This window comes from Methanolobus psychrotolerans, assembly GCF_002243045.1.
Taxonomy (GTDB): Archaea; Halobacteriota; Methanosarcinia; order Methanosarcinales; family Methanosarcinaceae; genus Methanolobus; species Methanolobus psychrotolerans.
On the sequence record NZ_MBKP01000032.1, the window covers coordinates 1 to 20,732 of the forward strand.

General features: G+C 42.0%; 19 protein-coding genes and 1 rRNA gene. 5 read left to right on the top strand and 15 right to left on the bottom strand.

Annotated features, from left to right (window positions below):
• Positions 1-73 precede the first annotated feature (73 nt).
• Positions 74-195: ribosomal RNA gene (gene rrf, locus BB781_RS10455) — 5S ribosomal RNA — on the top strand.
• Positions 196-481: 286 nt separating this feature from the next.
• Here rrf and BB781_RS10460 read toward each other — a convergent pair.
• The gene (locus tag BB781_RS10460) at positions 482-1,861 is read right to left on the bottom strand and encodes a sodium-dependent transporter (protein WP_094228439.1); all 1,380 of its coding nucleotides are present in this window, start codon (positions 1,859-1,861) and stop codon (positions 482-484) included.
• Positions 1,862-2,059: 198 nt separating this feature from the next.
• On the opposite strand from BB781_RS10460, the gene BB781_RS10465 reads away from it, so the two are divergent.
• Both BB781_RS10465 and BB781_RS10470 read left to right on the top strand, forming a co-directional pair.
• Positions 2,060-3,493 carry a dihydrolipoyl dehydrogenase gene (locus tag BB781_RS10465; protein ID WP_094228440.1) on the top strand — a complete coding sequence of 478 codons (1,434 nt, stop codon included), beginning with the start codon at positions 2,060-2,062 and terminating at the stop codon, positions 3,491-3,493.
• A gap of 88 nt (positions 3,494-3,581) precedes the next feature.
• Complete coding sequence (locus BB781_RS10470; RefSeq protein ID WP_242492620.1) at positions 3,582-4,460, top strand: restriction endonuclease; 879 nt, start codon at positions 3,582-3,584, stop codon at positions 4,458-4,460.
• A 51-nt stretch (positions 4,461-4,511) separates the two neighbouring features.
• Here the strand turns inward: BB781_RS10470 and BB781_RS10475 are convergent, their stop codons facing one another.
• From BB781_RS10475 to BB781_RS10500, 6 genes are all read right to left on the bottom strand, one after another.
• Entirely contained in the window at positions 4,512-5,438 is a 927-nt protein-coding gene (locus tag BB781_RS10475; protein ID WP_242492621.1) for a glycine betaine ABC transporter substrate-binding protein, read from the bottom strand.
• A 13-nt stretch (positions 5,439-5,451) separates the two neighbouring features.
• The gene (locus BB781_RS10480; RefSeq protein ID WP_094228442.1) at positions 5,452-6,285 is read right to left on the bottom strand and encodes an ABC transporter permease; all 834 of its coding nucleotides are present in this window, start codon (positions 6,283-6,285) and stop codon (positions 5,452-5,454) included.
• Between the two features lies 1 nt (position 6,286).
• Positions 6,287-7,336: a quaternary amine ABC transporter ATP-binding protein gene (locus BB781_RS10485; RefSeq protein ID WP_242492622.1), complete on the bottom strand. Its 1,050-nt coding sequence runs from the start codon at positions 7,334-7,336 to the stop codon at positions 6,287-6,289.
• Positions 7,337-7,894: 558 nt separating this feature from the next.
• The gene (gene cofE, locus BB781_RS10490) at positions 7,895-8,671 is read right to left on the bottom strand and encodes a coenzyme F420-0:L-glutamate ligase (protein ID WP_094228444.1); all 777 of its coding nucleotides are present in this window, start codon (positions 8,669-8,671) and stop codon (positions 7,895-7,897) included.
• Positions 8,672-9,922 (bottom strand): phosphomethylpyrimidine synthase ThiC, encoded by a 1,251-nt coding sequence (thiC, locus tag BB781_RS10495; protein ID WP_094228445.1) that lies wholly within the window; start codon positions 9,920-9,922, stop codon positions 8,672-8,674.
• The gene (locus BB781_RS10500; RefSeq protein WP_394335337.1) at positions 9,919-10,839 is read right to left on the bottom strand and encodes a methylenetetrahydrofolate reductase; all 921 of its coding nucleotides are present in this window, start codon (positions 10,837-10,839) and stop codon (positions 9,919-9,921) included. The genes thiC and BB781_RS10500 overlap by 4 nt, the downstream gene beginning before the upstream one ends.
• 548 nt (positions 10,840-11,387) lie before the next feature.
• Between BB781_RS10500 and BB781_RS16475 the strand changes: the two genes are divergently transcribed.
• Entirely contained in the window at positions 11,388-11,645 is a 258-nt protein-coding gene (locus BB781_RS16475) for a winged helix-turn-helix transcriptional regulator (RefSeq protein WP_394335338.1), read from the top strand.
• On the opposite strand, the gene BB781_RS10510 is transcribed toward BB781_RS16475, so the two are convergent.
• The 6 genes from BB781_RS10510 to BB781_RS10535 all read right to left on the bottom strand — a co-directional run bounded on the left by BB781_RS10510 (position 11,637) and on the right by BB781_RS10535 (position 17,482).
• Positions 11,637-12,257 carry a methylenetetrahydrofolate reductase C-terminal domain-containing protein gene (locus tag BB781_RS10510; RefSeq protein WP_094228448.1) on the bottom strand — a complete coding sequence of 207 codons (621 nt, stop codon included), beginning with the start codon at positions 12,255-12,257 and terminating at the stop codon, positions 11,637-11,639. The genes BB781_RS16475 and BB781_RS10510 overlap by 9 nt on opposite strands.
• Complete coding sequence (folP, locus tag BB781_RS10515; RefSeq protein ID WP_094228449.1) at positions 12,254-13,489, bottom strand: dihydropteroate synthase; 1,236 nt, start codon at positions 13,487-13,489, stop codon at positions 12,254-12,256. The genes BB781_RS10510 and folP overlap by 4 nt, the downstream gene beginning before the upstream one ends.
• Positions 13,490-13,578: 89 nt before the next feature.
• Entirely contained in the window at positions 13,579-14,439 is an 861-nt protein-coding gene (locus tag BB781_RS10520; protein ID WP_094228450.1) for a bifunctional methylenetetrahydrofolate dehydrogenase/methenyltetrahydrofolate cyclohydrolase, read from the bottom strand.
• Positions 14,440-14,485: 46 nt separating this feature from the next.
• Complete coding sequence (gene glyA / locus BB781_RS10525) at positions 14,486-15,721, bottom strand: serine hydroxymethyltransferase (RefSeq protein WP_094228451.1); 1,236 nt, start codon at positions 15,719-15,721, stop codon at positions 14,486-14,488.
• A gap of 77 nt (positions 15,722-15,798) precedes the next feature.
• Positions 15,799-16,407: a phosphoribosylglycinamide formyltransferase gene (gene purN, locus BB781_RS10530; protein WP_094228452.1), complete on the bottom strand. Its 609-nt coding sequence runs from the start codon at positions 16,405-16,407 to the stop codon at positions 15,799-15,801.
• Between the two features lie 106 nt (positions 16,408-16,513).
• Positions 16,514-17,482 (bottom strand): transcriptional regulator, encoded by a 969-nt coding sequence (locus BB781_RS10535; RefSeq protein ID WP_094228464.1) that lies wholly within the window; start codon positions 17,480-17,482, stop codon positions 16,514-16,516.
• A gap of 274 nt (positions 17,483-17,756) precedes the next feature.
• Between BB781_RS10535 and BB781_RS10540 the strand changes: the two genes are divergently transcribed.
• Positions 17,757-19,061, top strand: coding sequence for a tRNA(Ile)(2)-agmatinylcytidine synthase (locus BB781_RS10540; protein ID WP_242492623.1), 1,305 nt, complete (start codon positions 17,757-17,759; stop codon positions 19,059-19,061).
• A 13-nt stretch (positions 19,062-19,074) separates the two neighbouring features.
• Here BB781_RS10540 and BB781_RS10545 read toward each other — a convergent pair whose 3' ends face one another.
• Both BB781_RS10545 and BB781_RS10550 read right to left on the bottom strand, forming a co-directional pair.
• Positions 19,075-19,863 carry an NAD+ synthase gene (locus BB781_RS10545; RefSeq protein ID WP_277985499.1) on the bottom strand — a complete coding sequence of 263 codons (789 nt, stop codon included), beginning with the start codon at positions 19,861-19,863 and terminating at the stop codon, positions 19,075-19,077.
• 37 nt (positions 19,864-19,900) lie between these two features.
• A complete protein-coding gene (locus tag BB781_RS10550; protein ID WP_094228454.1) occupies positions 19,901-20,608 on the bottom strand; it encodes an RAD55 family ATPase in 708 nt (235 codons plus the stop codon).
• Positions 20,609-20,732: the final 124 nt, after the last annotated feature.

Consider the following 20,732-nt stretch of genomic DNA (forward strand, 5'->3'; position numbering starts at 1 on the left):
CGCCTGCAGAGCGATTCCATTCCGGTTCGAATCCGGACCTTGGCTTTAAATTTTACCATTCATTGTGAGAGAGTTTGGCGGCCATAGCGGCAGGGAGATTCCTGTACCCATCCCGAACACAGAAGATAAGCCTGCCAGCGTTCCTTACTGTACTGAAGTACGAGAGTCTTCGGGAACTCTGGATCGCTGCCAACTCACTCATTATATCTATTAGATAATCATTTTCAATATTGTTTTTTTACTTAGCTCTGTTTTTTGTGCTTGGACTTTTATGTTTCGTCTTTGTTAATTAAATTCAGATGATTTTGCTAATACAATTATACTAAACAATGTTACGGTTTTTATTTATTTGTATTATATTGTATGAGTTATATACTCAAAAGCGTCTATATAGCATAAGATCATTTGGATTAAAGTTTCTCTCTTGTTCAATAAATGAGGCTTCATAGACCTCATTTCTTTTTTTTGCGAATGCATATCCCTATCTTAACAAGTTCATCCATCCCCGCACAAGTATTGTCAGGATAATGAAGGGCAATACATATCTTGCATATGGGCTGATCCATCCAGGTATTTTCCATCCTTTTCCGGTATTTGCTTCTTCTGTGAATTTATTCCATCCCCATCCTATTTTCAGAGTACAGAACATCACAATTGAAAGAGCACCAATTGGGAGAATATTGTTACTAAATATAAAATCCTCCAGATCAATTATTCCACTGCCAGGTCCGAGTGGCTGTATGCCACTCAAAGGACCAAAGCTAAGTGCACATGGGAGTGAAAGCATGATTATTCCAATGGTATTGACAAGAGCTGCCTTTTTGCGCGTCCACCCCCATTCATCAATTGTGAAAGCCATTATATTCTCAAAAATGGCGATAACCGTTGACATTGAAGCAAAGGAAAGGAAAATAAAGAACATAAATCCCCATATATGTCCTCCAGCCATTTGATTGAATATATTGGGCAGGGTCACAAAAATAAGTTCAGGTCCCGAACCTGCATCAATACCAAAAGCAAATGCTGCAGGGAATATTACAAGTCCTGCAAGCAATGCAACAGAGGTATCAAGGGCAACCACGTTGATAGCCTCTCCTGGAAGGGACCGCTCCTTTCCAATGTAACTTCCAAATATTGCCATTCCCCCGGCACCAGCACTTAATGTGAAGAAAGCCTGTCCCATGGCTGCATAAATAGCCTCACTGTCGATCAGGCTGAAGTCTGGTTTTAAATAGAAATAAATTCCTGCAGAGGCTCCGGGAAGGGTGACCGACTTAAAAACAAGAATCAACAAAATAATGAACATTCCAGTCATGAGGTTCTTGCTGACCTTTTCAGCTCCATTCTGAAGTCCTTTTGAACAAACCCAGAAACCAGTAATCACAACAAGAACCATCCATAGTACTATCTCTAAAGTGTTACTAAGGAATGTCCCAAAAAATATACTTACTTCATGCGGATCAAGTCCGATGAAACTCCCGGTTATAGAATAATATATGTATGCAAGCCCCCAGCCTGCAACAGTAGTGTAGAACATAACAAGCAGAACATTTCCTATAATCCCAAGGTACCCGAATATATTCCATTTACTGCCCACAGGCTCAAGTTTTCTCATAGCTCCTGCAATGTTCAGTTTTCCTGCTCTTCCAATGGAATATTCCATAAGAAGGATTGGAAATCCCAGCAAAACAAGGAATGCAAGGTAGATCAAAACAAAAGCTGCTCCTCCATATTTCCCAGTGATATACGGAAATCTCCATATGTTGCCAAGTCCGATGGCACAACCCGCTGAAATTAACAGGAAACCTATTCTACTGGCCAGTTGTTCTCTTTTTTCGTTGTTCTGTCCTTCATAGTTCATATGACACGGTCCTATATGTCTCTTGCATCTTAATATCATTCTATTTATATAATAATTAGCTGTCAGGTAACGGGAAACAATCACCGATATTTATTTTTTACCTGTCTCCTGTTTACTGAATAATCTTAAAACCTGTCGGAAATGATTATACTGATTGACAACCAATGGTCATAGGAATATTGTATTGTGGGGAATCAGATGAAAGAATATGATCTTATTGTAATAGGTACAGGCTCCGGGATGAATTATGTTAGTGCAATGCTTGATGCAGATCCTGAAATGAAAATTGCTCTTATTGACAAGGATGAACCGGGAGGAATCTGTCTTACAAGAGGCTGCATTCCATCAAAGATGCTCCTCTACCCTGCAGAGCTTGTAAGGGATATTGGAAAGGCAGGCAATTTCGGCATTAAAACATCAATCGAAAGTATTGATTTCAAAGCAGTAATGGAAAGGATGCGTACATCAATATCAGAAAATATTGAAAGCATCAGGCACAGTTACACTCATCTTCAAAGACTGGATTTCTACAATGAAGTAGCTGAATTTGTTTCTCCTTATACTATGAAAGTTGGTGAGGAGACCATCAGTGCAAAAATGATATTCCTGTGTACAGGTTCAAAGCCTGCAATCCCCCCTGTAAAAGGATTGAATGAGATTGATTTTCTCACAAGCGACGAAGTGCTTGAATTAACGGAACTTCCATCCAGTCTTGCTATCATTGGCGGAGGTTATATTGCAGCTGAATACGGACATTTCTTTTCAGCCATGGGTTCAAAGGTAACTATAATCGGTAGGAATGCCCAGTTTATCCCTGAAGAAGAACCGGAAGTATCTACTCTTGCAAAGAAGATGATGTCAGAGTATATGGAAATTCTCACTGATTATGAGGTCGTGGAAGTAAAATCCTCATCCGAAGGTAAGGCGGTGATTGCAAAACATCGTCAGACCGGTGAGGAAAAAGAAGTCACTGTTTCTGATATACTGGTTGCCACTGGCAGAAGTCCGAACACTGACATACTCAAACCTGAACTTGGAGGTGTTGAAACTGACAATCATGGCTGGATAAAGGTCAATGAGTACCTTGAAACTTCCATGAAAAACGTCTGGGCCTTTGGTGATTCAAATGGAAAATACCTGTTCAAACATGTTGCAAATCACGAGTCATCAGTTGTCTACTACAACGCTGCCCTGAAAAAGAAGGTAAAGGTGGACTATCATGCAGTTCCACATGCAGTATTCTCATATCCTGAAATATCAAGTGTCGGAATGACTGAGAAACAATTCATTGACAAATACGGAGATGATAACCTGGTCATCGGTTTCTATCGTTTCCAGGAAACAGCAAAAGGTGTCTCAATGTCACTGGGTGATGAATTTGTTAAAGTGATCATTGATGGCAAGGCACAGAAGATACTCGGTGCCCATATAATAGGCCCGCAGGCTTCGGTGCTGATCCACCAGATAATTCCTCTGATGTACACTGAAACCCAGGACATCAGTCCTATAATGTATGCTATGGACATCCATCCATCATTAAGTGAGGTCATCAAAAGAGCATTCTATTCAAGGATGCCTGCTAATGAGTATCATATGATCATGCAGGCTTATGGATTAGAAGAAGGGGAATAATAAACACAAATTATTTACTTTTTGAATTTGAATAAAGTGTAATAAAAAAGGATGTGGTCTCCTGGTTATCCCTGATTATCAATCAATTATGCTTCCTCTCTTAGAGTATTCATCAGATGAGCTTGAACATCATATACGCGAAGTAATAGTGTCACTTGCATCTTATTTCAGCCTTTCCGATGAAGAGATGAAAGAGTTATTACCAAGTGGAAAACAAGCAATTTTTGATAATCGAGTGGGTTGGGCTCGTACTTATCTGAAAAAAGCAGGGTTAATTTATTCTAAAAAGAGAGGCTATTTTTGTATAACTAAAAGAGGATTGGATGTTCTCTCAAAAAAGCCTGATAAAATAGATGTAGCTTATTTATCAAAATTCAATGAGTTCAATGATTTCATTAATATTAGCAGTAATTCTGCAAAAGTTCAAGATCTAAGTGTTCCAAATGAAGAGTTGAATCCAGAAGAATTGATTGAAAACACTTCTCTGAAATTACACGAGGAGCTTGCATCTGATATTTTAGATACAATTAAAACCAATTCACCTGGTTTTTTTGAAAAACTTGTTGTTGATGTATTAATAAAAATGGGATATGGTGGATCTCTAAAGGATGCTGGACAGGCAATTGGAAAAAGTGGTGATGGTGGGATTGATGGTATAATCAAGGAAGATCGGTTGGGATTAGATGCAATTTATATTCAAGCCAAGAGATGGGAAAACACTGTAGGTAGACCAGAGATTCAAAGATTTGCTGGAGCTCTCATAGGAAAGCAACCCAAAAAAGGAGTTTTTATAACGACAGCTAACTTCTCAAAAGAAGCTGAAGAGTATGCTAAAGATACAGGAAATATTGTACTAATTGATGGTCCTGATTTAGCCAAACTTATGATTGAATATGATGTGGGCGTTTCTACTGTTAAGACTTATGACGTTAAAAAAATAGATCAGGATTATTTTGAGGATGCATAAAAAAACTTAATCTAAATAAACACCTGTAAAAAATAAAAAAGTGAGAGAACCTTAGTTCTCTCCAATCCATTCACTTACTTTTTCAGGATTTGCATCTATCCAATTTTGAGCAGCTTCTTCTTCAGGTACTCCCGCTGCAAGGTCTGTCATTACAGACTGGATGTCTTCATGTGTCCACTGGAACCTGCTGATGATCTCGTAAAGTTCAGGATCATCTTCTGCAAGACCTTTCCTTGCAAGGGTTTCAACGTGGTCTGCTTCACCATAGGCACCGTTTGGGTCCTCAAGGTATTTAAGGTCAAATCTGTTAAATGCCCAATGTGGTGTCCAGAGTGTTACAACAATCCATTCTTCATCTGCTACAGAGTTCTGAAGTTCGGCTGCCATACCTGCACCGCTGCTAGCAACAAGTTCGTAATCAAGACCATAGTTGTCAATTGCATTTTCTGTTGTTGACATTATTCCAGCCCCCGGATCAATTCCTATTATCTCACCGTTGAACTGTTCCTTATTATCGTTTAATTCATCAATTGAATCAATGGTCACGTATGTTGGAACAACGAGGCCAATGCGGCAGTCTTCAAGGTTCACTGCTACACTGTCTATGTCATCTCCATATGTTTCCCAGTAGTTTTCCTGAGTCTGGGGGAGCCACGCGGAAGTTGTAAAGTCGAACCGTCCGTCTGCAAGTCCCTGATAAAGAGGACCAGCGTCAACAGAAATGATCTCCACATCGTAACCTGCCTCCTCAAGTACAAGTTTCATGACATTGGTACTGGCTATCTCCCCGTCCCAGAGAACATAGCCTATAGTTGCTTCCTTTTTATCGATTGCTTCGTCTGTGCCCTGATCGGTACATCCGCTTACCATGATCAGCATAGCAAGCATTAAGATTACTGTAAGGGCTTTTATTCCTCTTTTCATTTTATCACAACGTTTACTGTATATTATAAAGACCATGAGGTCTGTAAATTCCATTCAATAATTCTCTTCATTTTTTAGGTGTTATACTCTGTGTAAGCCTGTCAAGTACAATTGCAATGATCACAATTCCAAGACCTGCTTCAAATCCCTGACCTATATCCACTCTCTGGATACCTACAAGCACCTGATATCCGAGTCCACGTGCACCGATCATGGCCGCAATGACGACCATGGAAAGTGAAAGCATGATACACTGATTTACGCCCGCCATAATAGTAGGGAGTGCAATCGGTAATTCCACCTTGACCAATTTTTGCATTGGGGTTGTACCAAATGCATTTGCAACTTCTCTAAGTTCAACAGGAACCTGTCTGACTCCCAGATTCGTAAGACGGATGGCCGGTGGCATCGCAAATATAATGGTTGCAACAAGTCCCGGTACATTACCCAGTCCAAAGAATATCACAGCAGGGATCAGATACACAAAAGAAGGCATCGTCTGCATGAAGTCAAGCACTGGCTTGACTATGTGGAATATTGTTTCATTCTTTGCTGATAAAATACCTGTTGGAATACCTACCAATAAGGCCACAACTGCAGATGACAGTACTAGGGCTATGGTCTCTATAGAAAGATTCCATAGGCCCATGCTGTCTATTAGCAAAAAGCCGATAGCAGTTCCGACTGCAAGTTTCAGGTCCTTTTTGGAAACCAGGTAAACAAGCAGAGCAGTAATAATTATGAATATAAGAGGTGGCAGGAATAATAGAATGTCTTTGAACGTGGAGATGAGCATATCGATAAATTCACTGAAGATATCCATCAAAAACCCAAAATGATCATTCAGCCAGTAAACGCCCACTTCAACGTATTCTCCTATTGGAAGTTTAGGTACGACCATTCTAATCCTCCCTCTTTATTGCAAGGGCACCAAGAATGCTACCTCTTACTATGACCCCTATGAGTTTATTGTTGTCATTAACAACTGCAAGCGGGTATTTGCAGTCTGCTATCATTGGGATTATGTCCTTGATAGGTAGATTCGGTTCAACAGTTTTAATATCTGTGATCAATACTTCATTTATTGTTTTCTTTTCCTTAACGGCCAGGACTGCATCATCAATCAAAATAATTCCTTTCACTCTTTTTTCAGGGTCCACAACGAATATAGATGATATTCCATGTTTTCTCATGAGTTGTGTCGCAACCGTAACTGTCGAATTAACAGAAACGACAGGTTCCGGCCGTTTCATAACGTTCTCCGCGGTTAGTATTTTAGTCCTGTCCACCCCGGCAACGAATTCGGACACATAGTCGTCAGCTGGATCGGTTAGTATTTCCTCTGCTGTTCCTATCTGGGAGACAATGCCATCTTTCATTATAGCGATGCGATCTCCCAGTTTCAGGGCTTCGTCCAGGTCATGGGAAACGAAAACAATGGTTTTCTTGAGCTTATCCTGGAGTGCAAGCAATTCATCCTGCATCTCTGATCTTATAAGAGGGTCAAGCGCACTAAAAGCTTCATCCATAAGCAGTATATCAGGGTCAGTTGCAAGTGCTCTTGCAAGTCCTACCCTTTGTTGCATTCCTCCGCTTAGCTGTGATGTTTTGCTTGATTCATAACCCTTAAGGCCGACTTTAGCAATTGCTTCTTCAGCTTTGGCATATCTCTCTTCTTTTGCCATCCCCTGGATCTCAAGTCCGAAAGCTGCGTTATCGATCACATTCCTGTTAGGCAGAAGAGCAAAACTCTGGAAAACCATACTCATTTTCGTTCTTCTTGTTTCCCTTAGTTCTTTGTCATCCATAGTGGCAATGTCATCCCCATCAATGAGGATATGTCCGTCACTTGGATCAATAAGGCGGTTCAGGCAGCGCAAAAGAGTTGATTTTCCTGAACCGGAGAGCCCCATTAGTACAAAAGTCTCGCCTTCGTAAACATCAAAATTCACATTATAAAGGCCGACCGTCTGTCTAGTTCTTTCAAATATTTCCTGTTTTGATATTCCTTTCTCTACTAAAGAGATTGCTTTTTGAGGGCTTTTGCCAAATATCTTGACAAGATTACGTACTTCAATTTTCTTTTTTCTATGAATTGTAATACCTCAATTTGAAAAAGATTATATGAATTATCCTTCTTTATATGTGACATGATCACATATATTAATGTATCGTTTCAAGTTTGATAAAGAGGTTCTATTTTGTTTTATTTTTCGAAAAGAAGGTAGTATATTATCTTTTCTTCCTTTATTATAAAATAGGCAGACAAGCAATATACAAAGTAATTTTGCTCTATCCTTAAATTCTATGGTAACTATTCAGCCTAATAATTACACAATCATCCGCCATCCTCCTAAATATCAGCGGAGTAAATTTATTTTAAATTATTTATTTTGATTGTTGCTAATGATTGTTTTTTTATTTTTGTTTTATCAGTAAGCAAACATTTCCGTTTCAGCGAAATCAGCATCAATATACATATTATGGTAGAATGGATAGTTACAAAAAAGCTATGCTTTTCTGATGTTGCTATAATACATGCACTCTTCCCTAGTGAACAAAGGCATTTCAATATCCTCCTCAACCACACGGGCAGGCCCGCCTCTTACAAGCACCGCAGGCACACTTTCCCCTGCCTCTCCCATAAGTAGCTGGGCAGCAGATACGAGGTTGTCGGCAACTGCCTTGCGGGTGATCTTCATTTCCTTTCCAAAAAGGTCCAGTGTACCTCTGGCATCCTCAACCGGTACCATACCGGAGGTTCCAAGAGCAATACCAACACATCCAAGTCTCAGCGGTTGTGTACGGCTGTCACCGACAATAACTCCGATCTTGCATTTGCAGTGATCCTTTATTTCCCTGCGGATCCTTCCTGCACTTTCCTGTGCGTTCTTTGGGAGAAGAACCACATACCCTTCAGGTGCATTGGAACCATCTATCCCTGCATTAGGTGCCAGTGTTCCTTTTGTGATGGTAAGTGCAGCTCCTGGCACACCACCAAATATCTCGTCACATTCCTGAAGTATAAGTTCCATTTCCCTTGCGTCAAGCTGGTATTCTTCTGCCAGTTTTTTTGCCTTATCCCCGGGCTCTATATCTGCAAGGCAAACAAGCCGGTTCTCGGATGTTGCCAGGGGTGATTCTGCAATAATAAGGATATCATTGTCCTGGAATTGCATGTTCTGCCTGGCAAGTGATTTGATCAAGACATGTGCAATGTTATCTCCTGGTTTTATTAAAGGGGTTTTTATGCCAAACATCTGCAAGGATGGGAAATCTGCATGCATTCAGTTATCCCCTGACAAGTAATTTTTCATGATCTTAATCGCACAATAATCTCCACACATGGAACATGGTCCTCCCTCTTCAGGACACATCTGTGCAGGCCTGTCAGGGTCAATGGCAAGCTCTGCCTGCCCTCTCCAGTCAAAAGACGCTCTTTTTGTGGCAAGCATGAGATCACTGTCATTCAAACCGTACTTCATGGAATCTCCTATATGTGCTGCAATCCTGAATGCAATAAGTCCTTCTTTGACCTGCTGGGGATTTGGCAATGAAAGGTGCTCTGCCGGTGTAATGTAACATAAATAATCCGCACCAGCTCCGCTTGCCATACTTGCTCCCACCGCTCCTGCTATGTGGTCATATCCCACAGCAATATCAGTTGGCAGGGGGCCTGCTACAAATAATGGAAAGTCAGCTTTTTCCTTGTATAACCTGACAGAATCCGGTATGTCGGATGCCCGGATATGTCCTCCCATACCGTTAATTATTACTTGCACACCCATGTCATTTGCTCTTTTTGCAAGGGCAGCATTTGTTTCTATCTCCATCAGCTGGGCACCGTCTTTCAGGTCATGGACACATCCGCTTCTCATGGTATTTCCCAATGAGAGGACAACGTCGTTTTCCCTGAGGGTCTGCATTATTTCATCAAAATGTTCTATGAAAGGATTCTCAGAATCATTGAGGATCATGAAACTGCTGGTAAAGGAACCACCTTTGGATACCATTCCCATGACCCTGCCACTTCCTTTCAGTATTTCAAGCATTTTCCTTTCAACACAATGGATGAGTACTGAACTGACTCCTTCTTTGACTTGTTTTTTCAGGTATGAAAGAATGTCATCAAAGGTGACATTATCCATTCCACACTCAACAATTGTCTGGTAGATGGGAACGGTTGTAACCGGAAGTTCTGTATTCCTAAACACCATCTTCCGGATGGCTGAGATGTCTCCTCCCATGGAGAGGTCTGTGATGGTGGCAGCACCATATTTCTGTGCGATCTTTACCTTTTCAATTTCAGATTCAGGGTCAATTGCAGCTGAAGATGTCCCCAGGTTCACATTGATCTTGGTGCTGGCACCCTTGCCGATGGCAACAGGCGGACATCCCTTACGCGTCATTATGATAAGACTACCGTTTGCAACTCTTTCTCGGACAAGTTCTTCTTCGATTCCCTCTTTTTTTGCAACAATAAGCATTTCAGATGTGAGAGTGCCACTTTTAGCATGGTCTATTTGCGTTTTTATCATTGGTCGTTCATCCTTATACCGGCCATTTCGAATATTCTATATGTATTATTGTGTTTGCCAATGGGCATTATGTGGATTCCACGGCAGAGTTTCTTTAATTCAATTATAGTTTCCGCACAGATGGATATGCCTTCTTCAACTGGCTTTTCAGCTTTGTCAATTCTCTCTATTATTTCAGCAGGCACATTTATACCAGGAACATTTTTGTTCATAAAACGTGCCATGTTTGCGGATTTAAGGGGTATGACTCCGGCAATCATCGGGACCTTGACATCACCGATAGATTCCATGAAAGTTTCAAACTGTGTTATGTCATAAACTGCCTGTGTCTGCATAAAATCAAGTTTCGTTCTTGTCTTTTTCCGCAGTTTCATCATCTGCATGGTCTTTGAGGAGTCGGTATTAGTGACCGCACCGACTATAAAAGCAGGCGGATTCTCTATGACATTGCCTGCAAGGTCGAAACCTTCCTGCATCTTCCTGACAATACTCAGAAGCTGCACAGAGTCCAGATCATAAACCGGCCTTGCTCTTGGATGATCTCCTTTTGTTGTGTGATCACCTGTCATGATGCAGATGTTCCTGATGCCCATGGAATATGCTCCAAGAAGATCGGATTGCAGTGCAAGCCTGTTCCTGTCCCTGCATGTAAGCTGCATGATAACCTCATGACCGCTGTCAAGGAGAGCTTTACTCACTGCCAGCGGGCTCATACGCATAATGGCTTTCTGATTGTCAGTTACATTGAGAGCGTCAACCCATCCTCTTGTGAGTTCCGCATCAGAAAGCATCTCTGTAAGGTCTGTTCCCTTCGGTGGGCTGACTTCTGCTGTTATCAGAAAATCGTTTGATGTGAGTTTGTCTTTGAAGGTCCGGGACATCGGGGAATTATATGTGTGTCTGGGTTTTAAAATCATCGCAACAGGGAACCAAGGCTATCTTTTAATAGCTGGTATTTCTTCATTTTCGGGGTAGAGTTTAATCTCTCCGGGGTTGATGTTTATTTTGATGATTTTATCATTCATGTTGAACTGAATCTTGTTCTTCGATTATATATCTGAACTCTTCTGTTCCATTCGTATAGAAGAAGAAATTGTTTTTCTCGGTATCTATTTTGACCAATGCAGAATGTGGAAGCTTCCACCACATTCCTATAAGACCACTGTTATCAGAAATACGAATATGGATTCTGACAAGATTATAAGAATCTCTTCTGTGATGGTCCTTCCCTGTATCCCGAACAGGATATCATGGAATGAATTGTAAGCAAGGTATCCTGTCAGGATCAGTGTAAGTATCTACAGGAGCCATCTAAAAGGATAGTTCGTGTTCTTTCTGATATGGACATGAAAAGAGGAACATTCAGTATCATGCTGAAAAGCTTCAGCTTTCAAATCTCCTTGTTGCTCTAAAACAGGGACGGTTTGTTAATTATTTCAGCAGGGGTCATTCAAATGAGAACGCTCTGCAAGCCGCTGTTTCTAATACAAAAAGCGATACACGAAAATGTGTTTTAAAGAAAAATTGTGAAGAACCTGGAGTTACAGGTAAAGAGTTATCTGTAAAACTTGGGGTTGATGAAAGTACAATTCACTGGCACATAAGTAGGCTGAAAGATGAGAATGTGATACGTGACAAAAAAGATGGCAGGCACAGGAAATATTATCCTGCAAACAACTTTTCAGCTATTCAGGATAACAAAATTTCAGTAATGTCAGATTGACTCTTCGGTGCCTTCTTCAGCATCCCAGGTGATCTCAAGAAGGTCAAGTCTGCCTATTTTCTCAAGCCTGAGGTAGATTAGCTCCCAGACACAGTCCTTTTCAGGGTCAACTTCACATTTACCATCAATCGAACCACCACAGGGGCCATTGAGCAACTGTTTGGGACACTGACTTTTCGGGCAGATACCACCGAAATAATACACCATACAATCACCACACATGGCACAAAGTTCTGGTATCACTTCTCCCTGTGAACGTCCTCCGAGTGATTCTGTGTTGTTTGAGGGGTAGACTGGTATGTCTGTAATCCCTGATACTATGGAAACCCCACTACCGCATGCCATAACAAGAATGGTTTTTGCCTTCTTTATGGCGTGGTTCTTTTCAATAAGCGAATCAAAGGACGCCACGCTGCATGCCGCGCTTGGAATTACCCAGCCAACAACGTGCTTTCCTGCATCCTGCAGTCGCTGCTGCATTTCAATAACCTCAGGCTCACCACCCACATGCAGTTTTGCGGCACAGGCATTGCAGCCTATGACAAAAATGTCATCCTCATCCTTTAATAGTTCCAGTATCTCTTCAAAAGGTTTTGCAGACGAGATTATCATGTTTCCCTCAGGTAACGGTGCTCCACATCCATGTCATTCTCAAAGGCTTCTGCTATCATTTCAGCAATGAGTGGAAGCTGGCGTGCCTGGAATGAGAGCTTATGAACCAGTTTTTCGAATTGTAATATAGTTCCAATTATAAGCACATCAGTCTTTTCAGTTTCATGGGATACAGCATCACGCTCAAGGGCGGCATCTCCACCTCTTGCCAGTATCTCCTGCTTGATTATCAGTGCCTCGGTGGTGGTGATATTGTTCACACGTATCACCTTGCTTACGGTCTTGTTCTTCATGACCTTTGCACCGGTGCCTGTAACACTCATACTTCTCATAAGGTATTCAGCATCATCGGGATGTGTTATGTCCATAAGGCTGACTTCAAAATCTCCTGATTTTACAAATGATTCGCGTTTCCTCATTGCCTTTGCAACTTCAACAACGTCCTTTGTCTCAGGAATATCATGTGTCCTTATGATATGTGCTCCCTTGTGAACAACGATCGCCGTTGCTGCTAGACTACCATATAACCTTTCACTTGCCGGTTTGTGAAGCACGGCATCGATACAGGATTTCCTTGAGATTGCAGCAAGCAGTGGTTTCTGGAACACCTTCAGGCTCTCGAACTGGTCGATCGTTTCAAAATCATATATAGGGTCCTTTTCAGGAACCCATTTCCCGATGGCAGGGTCCAGTATGAGTTTATTCGTATCTATTCCCCTTGCATTGGCTTTGGCAATTATGGTTGCAAGAGATGCCATGATAGCATCCATGCCTATGGGGTCGCCGGGGATTTCTTCTGATGCCATTACAACAGCAGGGCAATCATAATCTGCCACAACATCGATCATATGCGGGTCTGTGGTGAATCCGGATACATCATTAACAATATCAGCCCCCTGCTTCAGGGATTCCTCTGCAACACTGGCATATACAGTATCTACAGAAATGAGTGCATCCACATTGTCTTTCAGTATGTCCAGTGCAGACATCATACGGTTAAGTTCTTCTTTTTCTCCAATGACAGGATTTGCAAGAGGCCATGTGGAGCGTGCACCTATGTCTAATATAGTTGCACCGTTGTCAACCATTCTTTGTGCCACTTCAAGAACAGAATCAGTACTAACAACCGAATCCTTGTAGAAGGATTCCTTGCTCAGGTTGATGACTCCCATCAATCTCACCGGGTGCTCATCGCCAACCTTCAAGCCGCATATGTTAACATCAACAACCATTATTCAACCTGGTAATATTAATTCAAATTCAGGGTTAGATCATCAATCAGATAACATAGTATTCAATTAATAAAATATACATGTGCTTATCATACATTCTTTGCTGCTGTAAGCACGTGTTCCATCAGAATGGCAATGGTCATAGGACCGACCCCCCCGGGAACAGGGGTTATGAGTGAAGCCTTCTTCACCACGTTATCAAAATCAACATCACCATATACTTTGCCGTTCTCCTCAGTGATACCTACATCAAAAATAACTACGCCTTCCTTGACCATCTCTGCTTTGATAAGGTGCTTGACACCTGTTCCCACAACGAGGATATCGGCATCAAGGGTGAACTTCTTCAGTTCATTTGTGAAAACATGGCACACAGAAACCGTTGCATTCCTGTTCACAAGCATTGCAGCCATGGGTTTTCCCACAACGTTGCTGTGTCCGACAATCACTGCATGTTTGCCCTGTACCGGGATATTGTACTCTTCAAGTGCTCTGATAACACCTTTAGGGGTGCAGGGTACAAGACCTTCCTCGCCTATCAAGAGTTTGCCCATGTTATATGGATGGAACCCATCAGCATCTTTTGCAGGATCAATAGCAATCATTGCGGACTTATCATTAAGGTGTTTTGGAAGAGGTAACTGGAGGAGGATCCCATGTATGTCCTTCCTTGAGTTCAATTCCACGATACGCTCCATAAGCTCTTCCTGGGTGGTGGATTCTGGCATATTATGGTCTTCTGCGTGTATGCCAACCCTCTCGCACGCTTTGTGTTTCAGGCGTACATACATCTTAGATGCAATATCTTCACCCACAAGTATTGTTGCAAGTCCAGGAACGATGCCCTTCTCTGCCTTAAGCTGCTTGACTCCCTGTTTAACCTGCTCTTCAACTTTATTTGAAAGGCTTCTGCCATCTATTTTTTTGGAATCATAGTTCTCTTCTGCCATTGTGCAAACACCTTTGAAATTATCCCAATATAGGATTACTTATCAATTATTTATATATGGGGAATCCACTGCAAAGCTGCTCAACATCAGAGTTGACTCCATGAAGGACTGCGTCATCATTAAGGTTGTTGACAACTTCTGCGATCAATCCTGCTATTTCTTTCATCTGGTCTTCTTTCATTCCCCTGGTTGTTGAAGCAGGTGTGCCGATCCTTATTCCACTTGTGATGAAAGGACTCCTTGTCTCAAATGGGATAGTGTTCTTGTTGAGCACGATGCCTGCCTTGCTCATTGCGGCTTCTGCTTCCTTTCCTGTGATATTGAATTTGTTCAGGTTCACAAGCATTACATGGTTGTCTGTTCCACCTGATACTATGTCGAAATCATTGTTCTGCAGTTCTGTTGCCAAGACACTTGCGTTCTTTACGGTCTGGAACTGGTCTTCCTTGAACTTCTCACCCAGGGCCTCTTTGAAAGCAACAGCCTTTGCAGCGATGATATGCATGAGTGGTCCGCCCTGGATTCCGGGGAACACTGCTTTGTTTAGGTTCTTTGCATATTCTTCCCTGCACATGACCATTCCACCTCTTGGTCCCCTGAGGGTCTTGTGGGTTGTGGTTGTGACAAAGTCTGCATAAGTCACCGGGCTTGGGTGTGCACCTGCAGCAACAAGTCCTGCAATGTGTGCGATATCTGCAAGCAGGTATGCGCCAACTTCATCAGCAATATCCCTGAATGCCTTGAAGTCAAGGGTTCTTGAGTATGCTGAAGCACCGCAGACGATCATCTGTGGCTTGCTTTCCTTTGCCATTGCCATGAGGGCATCGTAGTCAAGAGCTTCAGTTTCTTTGTCAACACCGTATGGAACTATATTATAGAGCTGTCCCGCAAAGTTCACAGGGCTTCCGTGTGAAAGGTGGCCTCCGTGTGTAAGGTCCATGGACATAATAGTATCTCCTGGTTTGAGGACTGAGAAATAACATGCCATATTGGCACCGGAGCCTGAGTGTGGCTGGACATTCACATGCTCAGCACCAAAAATTGCCTTTGCTCTTTCGATGGCAAGGTCTTCTGCAATATCCACGAATTCACAGCCGCCGTAGTAGCGCTTTCCTGAATATCCTTCTGCGTATTTGTTCGTCATTACAGAGCCCTGTGCTTCCATTACTGCACGGCTTGCATAGTTCTCTGATGCAATCAGGTTCAACTTGTAATCCTGGCGGTTTGCTTCCAGCCTGAGGGCCTCTGCAATATCCGGGTCAACTTCTAAGATGTAAGACATTGTTACCAACCGTTAGATTCGATAATGATATGTTTGTAAGATACGTCTGGCTCTGCCAGTGCTTTATATGACTTTATTTATGTGTGTACTACAACTCGACCTTCCACTTTAAGTTTACCCTCAACGAATAGTTTGACTGCTTCCGGGTAACTTTTGTGCTCCTGCTCAAGTATGCGTGCTGCAAGATCTTCTGCAGTATCCGTATCAAGGACAGGTATGCATTTTTGGATGATTATGGGGCCTGTGTCCATTTGCTCATCTACAAAATGTACTGTACAACCACTGACTTTTACTCCGTAGTCGAAAGCCTGCTGCTGTGCGTGGAGGCCTTTAAATGAAGGCAACAGTGCAGGATGAATGTTTATTATCCTGTTGCGGTATGCTGCAATGAGGTCCTTTCCTATCAGGCGCATGTACCCGGCAAGAAGTATAAGATCTACCTCGTTGTCTTTCAGGACTTCCAGCATCTCTTTTTCATATTCCTGCTTATTTGGGAAATCGGAAGGGTCTATGAATACATCGGTAATTCCATGATTGCGGGCACGTTCAAGTGCATAAGCATCATCCACATCGCTTATGACAACAGATATCCTTGCGTTTTTTATGAAGCCATTTTCGATGTTGTCGATAATTGACTGAAGATTTGATCCTCTTCCTGAAACAAGTACTGCGATGTTGGTGGTCATTGTTAGTTCTAAAAGGGATTTCTGTATATTAGAGTTTTGGGATTTGTCAAATACTGGTGGAAATTTAAAAGATGTAGTAAAAAAAGACCATCAAAAAGTAAGTACATCATATATTGATGTTGTGTTTCTTAGTTCTCTCATCAATGAGTTCTGCCAGCTCGTCAGCACCGGATAACTTGTCTAATTCCCTTTTCTCGATAAGGACTGTGTTTTCAACAGTTTCTGATTTGATCTGCCCGTTTATTATGAAGACTGATTTTGTTCTCGTTACGCTGGATATGCTGCTCATCAGGTCTGCGCGTTTTATCATTGCGCTGCTGTAAATGCTGACACCTGTCAGAAGTGTATTGGAAGTATCCTTTGATATAGCCTTAAATGGAGCCTGGCTTGTTGACATAACTTGGTAGCCAAGGGCATAGAGCATATGCAGAATACCGTCGTCAGGTTGCGTATCGGGTATTTTTTCCTTTGGAACTTCAACATTTATCTTCTTGTCAAAACAACGGAGAATATCTATGGATTTTGCCAGAGCCACGTCAAGCAGTTCTTCAAGCTGGAGGACTATATCTATGGATGCATCCATGCCTCCCTCTTCGTATTTGCTGATGGTTCTTCTGGATACTCCAAGTTCAGTAGCAAGTGCCCCTAATGACATGTCAGTTCTCTGGCGAGCTTCCTTGAGTACCTCGCCATCGATAGATACATAAAGTCCGCCAGGTGCAGCTGCTACAAGAGGAGGCACATCCTCTACAAAATAGTCATAAAGGGTTTGCACATTGACTGCAGGGATATCATAGCGCATGTACACAACACTATCCTCAAGCAACTGGTCCCGGGTCTTTGCTCCAATAAGTACTGCAGTTCCTCCCAGGCATCGTGCAAGACTCTTCATTTCTCTTGCAGTTTCTTCATTTAGTCCGTCAATATTATACAAGACCTTACAAAAAATTAGTGTTTCGCCTTTCCTTGCTGCAAGATCAAAACTCCGTGGTCTTATGTTGCATCTTTTTGATACAGTGAAGTCTGCTTGCTGTAATACATCAACGATCTGATGTATCAGGATCTCTTTTGTCATGACAGATAGAGTGTATTTGCACATCTATATATACTTATCCTGTCGGTGTTAGCCATGGGTGCAGTCTGGCCTCTTTTTTAAAAGACGGAGCCCAGCACATTATCAAAAGATTATATCTGGCAGATGTTTTCTTACACGCCGGAATAGTTATAATGGCCTGGGATTATACGTTTGTAAAAGTGTAGCATGGACACGTAGCATTTGAATCCAGGCAATAAGTGAAGTATGTAAAGGAATCATTTAATATTGATCACTCATATTTGCTATTGGTCTAATGAGCACTGAATACATCAAAATGGTTGTCGGCATTGATGATACTGATTCCAGGGATGGTATGTGTACTACATACCTCTGCGCCCTTTTAAAGGATGAGCTTTCATCTTTTGCAAGCATCTTATCAGAACCTGTACTTGTCCGCCTGAATCCTACTATTCCTTATAAGACTCGCGGGAATGCTTCTGTTGCGTTGTTCTTGGAATGCAGAGAACCGGACAAAGTAATGGAGCATGTAACTCAAAGGGTTGCTTCCATGGCATGCATGGACAATGAGAACACCAATCCTGGTATCGTATTCGTTACAGGTGATCAGTTTGAGAAAGTCTCACAAAAGTTGAGTGAGTTCTTCATGCGCGCTGTCAGAGAAGTGATTACAATAGATGAAGCAAAAGAACTGGCTTGCGGACTTGGACTTCAGTTTAAGTTATTCAAGAACGGGCGTGGACTTATAGGTGCTCTTTCCGCATGTGGTGCAATGCTTGATACGAAATGGGATCATACCTATGAGTATCTTGCATACAGGCAAAAGGATTTCTGGGGAACCCCGCGTTTTGTTGATAAAAAATCTCTTTTTGAAGCTGACAGGCAGACCTATCCGAATACGTGGGATACCGTAGACCTCAAAAATGAAATGGTGGTTTGCGTGCCTCACTCAGGGGATCCGGTACTTTACGGAATAAGAGGAAAGAGCGCATCTTCTGTGGAAAAGGCTGCATCTTTTGTGAGCTCCGAACCTGTGGAACGTGTATGTATCTATCGGACAAATCAGGGTACCGATATGCACCTGATATCCGTGCCAAAGATCAGTGATGTTCTTGGACTTCATTCCTATATTCTGGAAGGTCAGGTCTGCTCTGAACCAGATATCATCAGGGGTGGACACACAATATTCTCTCTGAAGGATGATACCAGCAACACTATTGATTGCGCAGCTTTTGAACCCACAAAGAATTTCAGAGAACAGATACGCAAACTCATCCCCGGTGACAGGGTGATTGTTTATGGCAGTGTTACTGAAAGGACAGTGAACATTGAAAAAATAAAGATAATCAGTCTTTCCAAAAAATACGAAGTTAAAAATCCGTTATGTCCTTCCTGTACCAAGAGGATGAAATCTGCTGGTTCCGGCCAGGGTTACAGGTGCAAAAAGTGCGGCACCAGTTCAATGGTTACGGAAATATCTGAAGTGAAAAGGGAATTAGAAGCCGGGTTCTATGAGGTTCCTCCATGTGCGAGGCGCCATCTTGCAAAACAGCTTCTGAGATTTGACAAAGAGGATCTGCCTGTTTTCCCCGGCAGATAATACCATTTTTGCCTTATCTGAGGGAATTTAGGTCTGCTATGGGAGGAGCCTTTTGTTTGTGCAGGTTTGCATTGATGCGTTTTACCACTGAATCTCTTTGGATGCCTGTCAGCCCAAGAGTGTTCTGTGCAACCTGTGGACTTTCCCCTTCCAGTAAAAGGGCAAGGAACCTGTCAACCAATTCATATGTGATTCCCAGTTCTTCCTCGTCGGTCTGGTCTGCCCATAACCTTGCTGAAGGGGCTTTTGTGATAATCTCTTCTGGAATTCCTAGAAATGCTGACATCTCTTTAACCTCTGTTTTGTAGAGGTCCCCGATTGGTTCAAGGTCAACCCCTCCGTCTCCGTATTTTGTGAAATATCCTAAGAGTATCTCTGTTTTGTTACCGGTTCCCATTACCATCCTTGACATCATGTTTGCGTAATAGTAAAGGGTAGACATACGGATCCTTGCTTTGAGGTTTCCATTGGCATGTGAATTGGAAGCTGAACTCTGCGGAATTGAGTTCATGTATGCAGAAAGGATCTCTGATATATCGACGGTCTTGAACTCAATCCCCAGCCTCTCCGCCACTTCAGTGGCATCCAGTACATCTTCTGCAGGGGTTAGATTGAGCTCTGGCATATGTATGCCAAGGACATTCTCTTTACCAAGGGCTTCAACTGCCAGGTAAGCTGTCAGAGCGGAATCGATGCCTCCACTGATCCCTATTACAGCGCCTTTTACACCCGCTTCCTTTGTTCTTTCCCTTATGAATTCAACGATGCTCTCTTTAGCTTTTGAGATGTCCATTTTATCAATCTGCCTGGTCTTAAATTAAGAATATTCTCAATTATACTTATCTATTGGCCTTTGGTGGAAACAGTTTGATGCCTTTTTCGGTTATGTCATAGTTGATAATGTCCAGTGAGATCTTTGTCCCTCTCATCTTGGGTATATACATGAACCTTTCCATTTTGCCGGTATACGGATTTTCTTTTGTCATTAACCTGATAGTTCCATAAGTGGGGTACTCAGCTATCCGGTGTGTAAGTTCATGTGCGGTTGCATCCATTACTATAAGCGATGTTCGGTTTTGATTTGATAGCATATATGTCAGGGTCTCAAGTTTATCCCTGAATAGTTTCAGTTCTATTCCTATTGAAAAGGTACCGAGGTTATCAAGGACGATTACATCGACATCTTCCTGTATGATATGCGCAAGGTTGTTCATGTCATCTATGTGCATGCAGACATTGTTATATCCTTCAGATACATTGTTTGCTCTCATTTCAAGGAAGTGTATCATAGTAAGCTGGTTGCTCTCCACAAAAGGTTTAAGGTCAAATCCAAGCGCTTTACTATGAATTATTATCTTTTCCGGAACCTCCTCAGTTGCTATCATTACACATTTCTTTCCTTCTTTGCATGCGTTGTAAAGGAACTGGATGCCAAAAATGGTTTTACCGGTTCCGGGCTCACCTGTAATGAGGATGCACTCTCCTTGAGGAAAACCTCCCTGTAATCTTTTGTCTAAGTCAATATTTCCGCTGGATATTCTCGTCATGAATGATCATTTCCTTTCACCTATATTTATTTTATAAATGTTTATGTATATTTATTAAGCTTATGATAATGGCTCATTTTTGAAACTGACAAAGATTTAATCTATATTCAGCAAGTATCTGCTA

Bases quoted from the DNA above. Each gene is read 5' to 3' on its own strand.
- BB781_RS10465 (WP_094228440.1), top strand. From the start codon at position 2,060: ATGAAAGAATATGATCTTATTGTAATAGGTACAGGCTCCGGGATGAAT.
- purN (WP_094228452.1), bottom strand. From the start codon at position 16,407: ATGACCACCAACATCGCAGTACTTGTTTCAGGAAGAGGATCAAATCTT.
- BB781_RS10510 (WP_094228448.1), bottom strand. From the start codon at position 12,257: ATGATAATCTCGTCTGCAAAACCTTTTGAAGAGATACTGGAACTATTA.
- BB781_RS10480 (WP_094228442.1), bottom strand. From the start codon at position 6,285: ATGGTCGTACCTAAACTTCCAATAGGAGAATACGTTGAAGTGGGCGTT.
- BB781_RS10470 (WP_242492620.1), top strand. From the start codon at position 3,582: ATGCTTCCTCTCTTAGAGTATTCATCAGATGAGCTTGAACATCATATA.
- BB781_RS10520 (WP_094228450.1), bottom strand. From the start codon at position 14,439: ATGGCAGAAGAGAACTATGATTCCAAAAAAATAGATGGCAGAAGCCTT.
- BB781_RS10540 (WP_242492623.1), top strand. From the start codon at position 17,757: ATGAGCACTGAATACATCAAAATGGTTGTCGGCATTGATGATACTGAT.
- glyA (WP_094228451.1), bottom strand. From the start codon at position 15,721: ATGTCTTACATCTTAGAAGTTGACCCGGATATTGCAGAGGCCCTCAGG.
- BB781_RS10475 (WP_242492621.1), bottom strand. From the start codon at position 5,438: ATGGAATTTACAGACCTCATGGTCTTTATAATATACAGTAAACGTTGT.
- BB781_RS10550 (WP_094228454.1), bottom strand. From the start codon at position 20,608: ATGACGAGAATATCCAGCGGAAATATTGACTTAGACAAAAGATTACAG.
- BB781_RS10460 (WP_094228439.1), bottom strand. From the start codon at position 1,861: ATGAACTATGAAGGACAGAACAACGAAAAAAGAGAACAACTGGCCAGT.
- cofE (WP_094228444.1), bottom strand. From the start codon at position 8,671: ATGCATGCAGATTTCCCATCCTTGCAGATGTTTGGCATAAAAACCCCT.
- BB781_RS10535 (WP_094228464.1), bottom strand. From the start codon at position 17,482: ATGACAAAAGAGATCCTGATACATCAGATCGTTGATGTATTACAGCAA.
- BB781_RS10500 (WP_394335337.1), bottom strand. From the start codon at position 10,839: ATGATTTTAAAACCCAGACACACATATAATTCCCCGATGTCCCGGACC.
- thiC (WP_094228445.1), bottom strand. From the start codon at position 9,922: ATGATAAAAACGCAAATAGACCATGCTAAAAGTGGCACTCTCACATCT.
- folP (WP_094228449.1), bottom strand. From the start codon at position 13,489: ATGGTTGTTGATGTTAACATATGCGGCTTGAAGGTTGGCGATGAGCAC.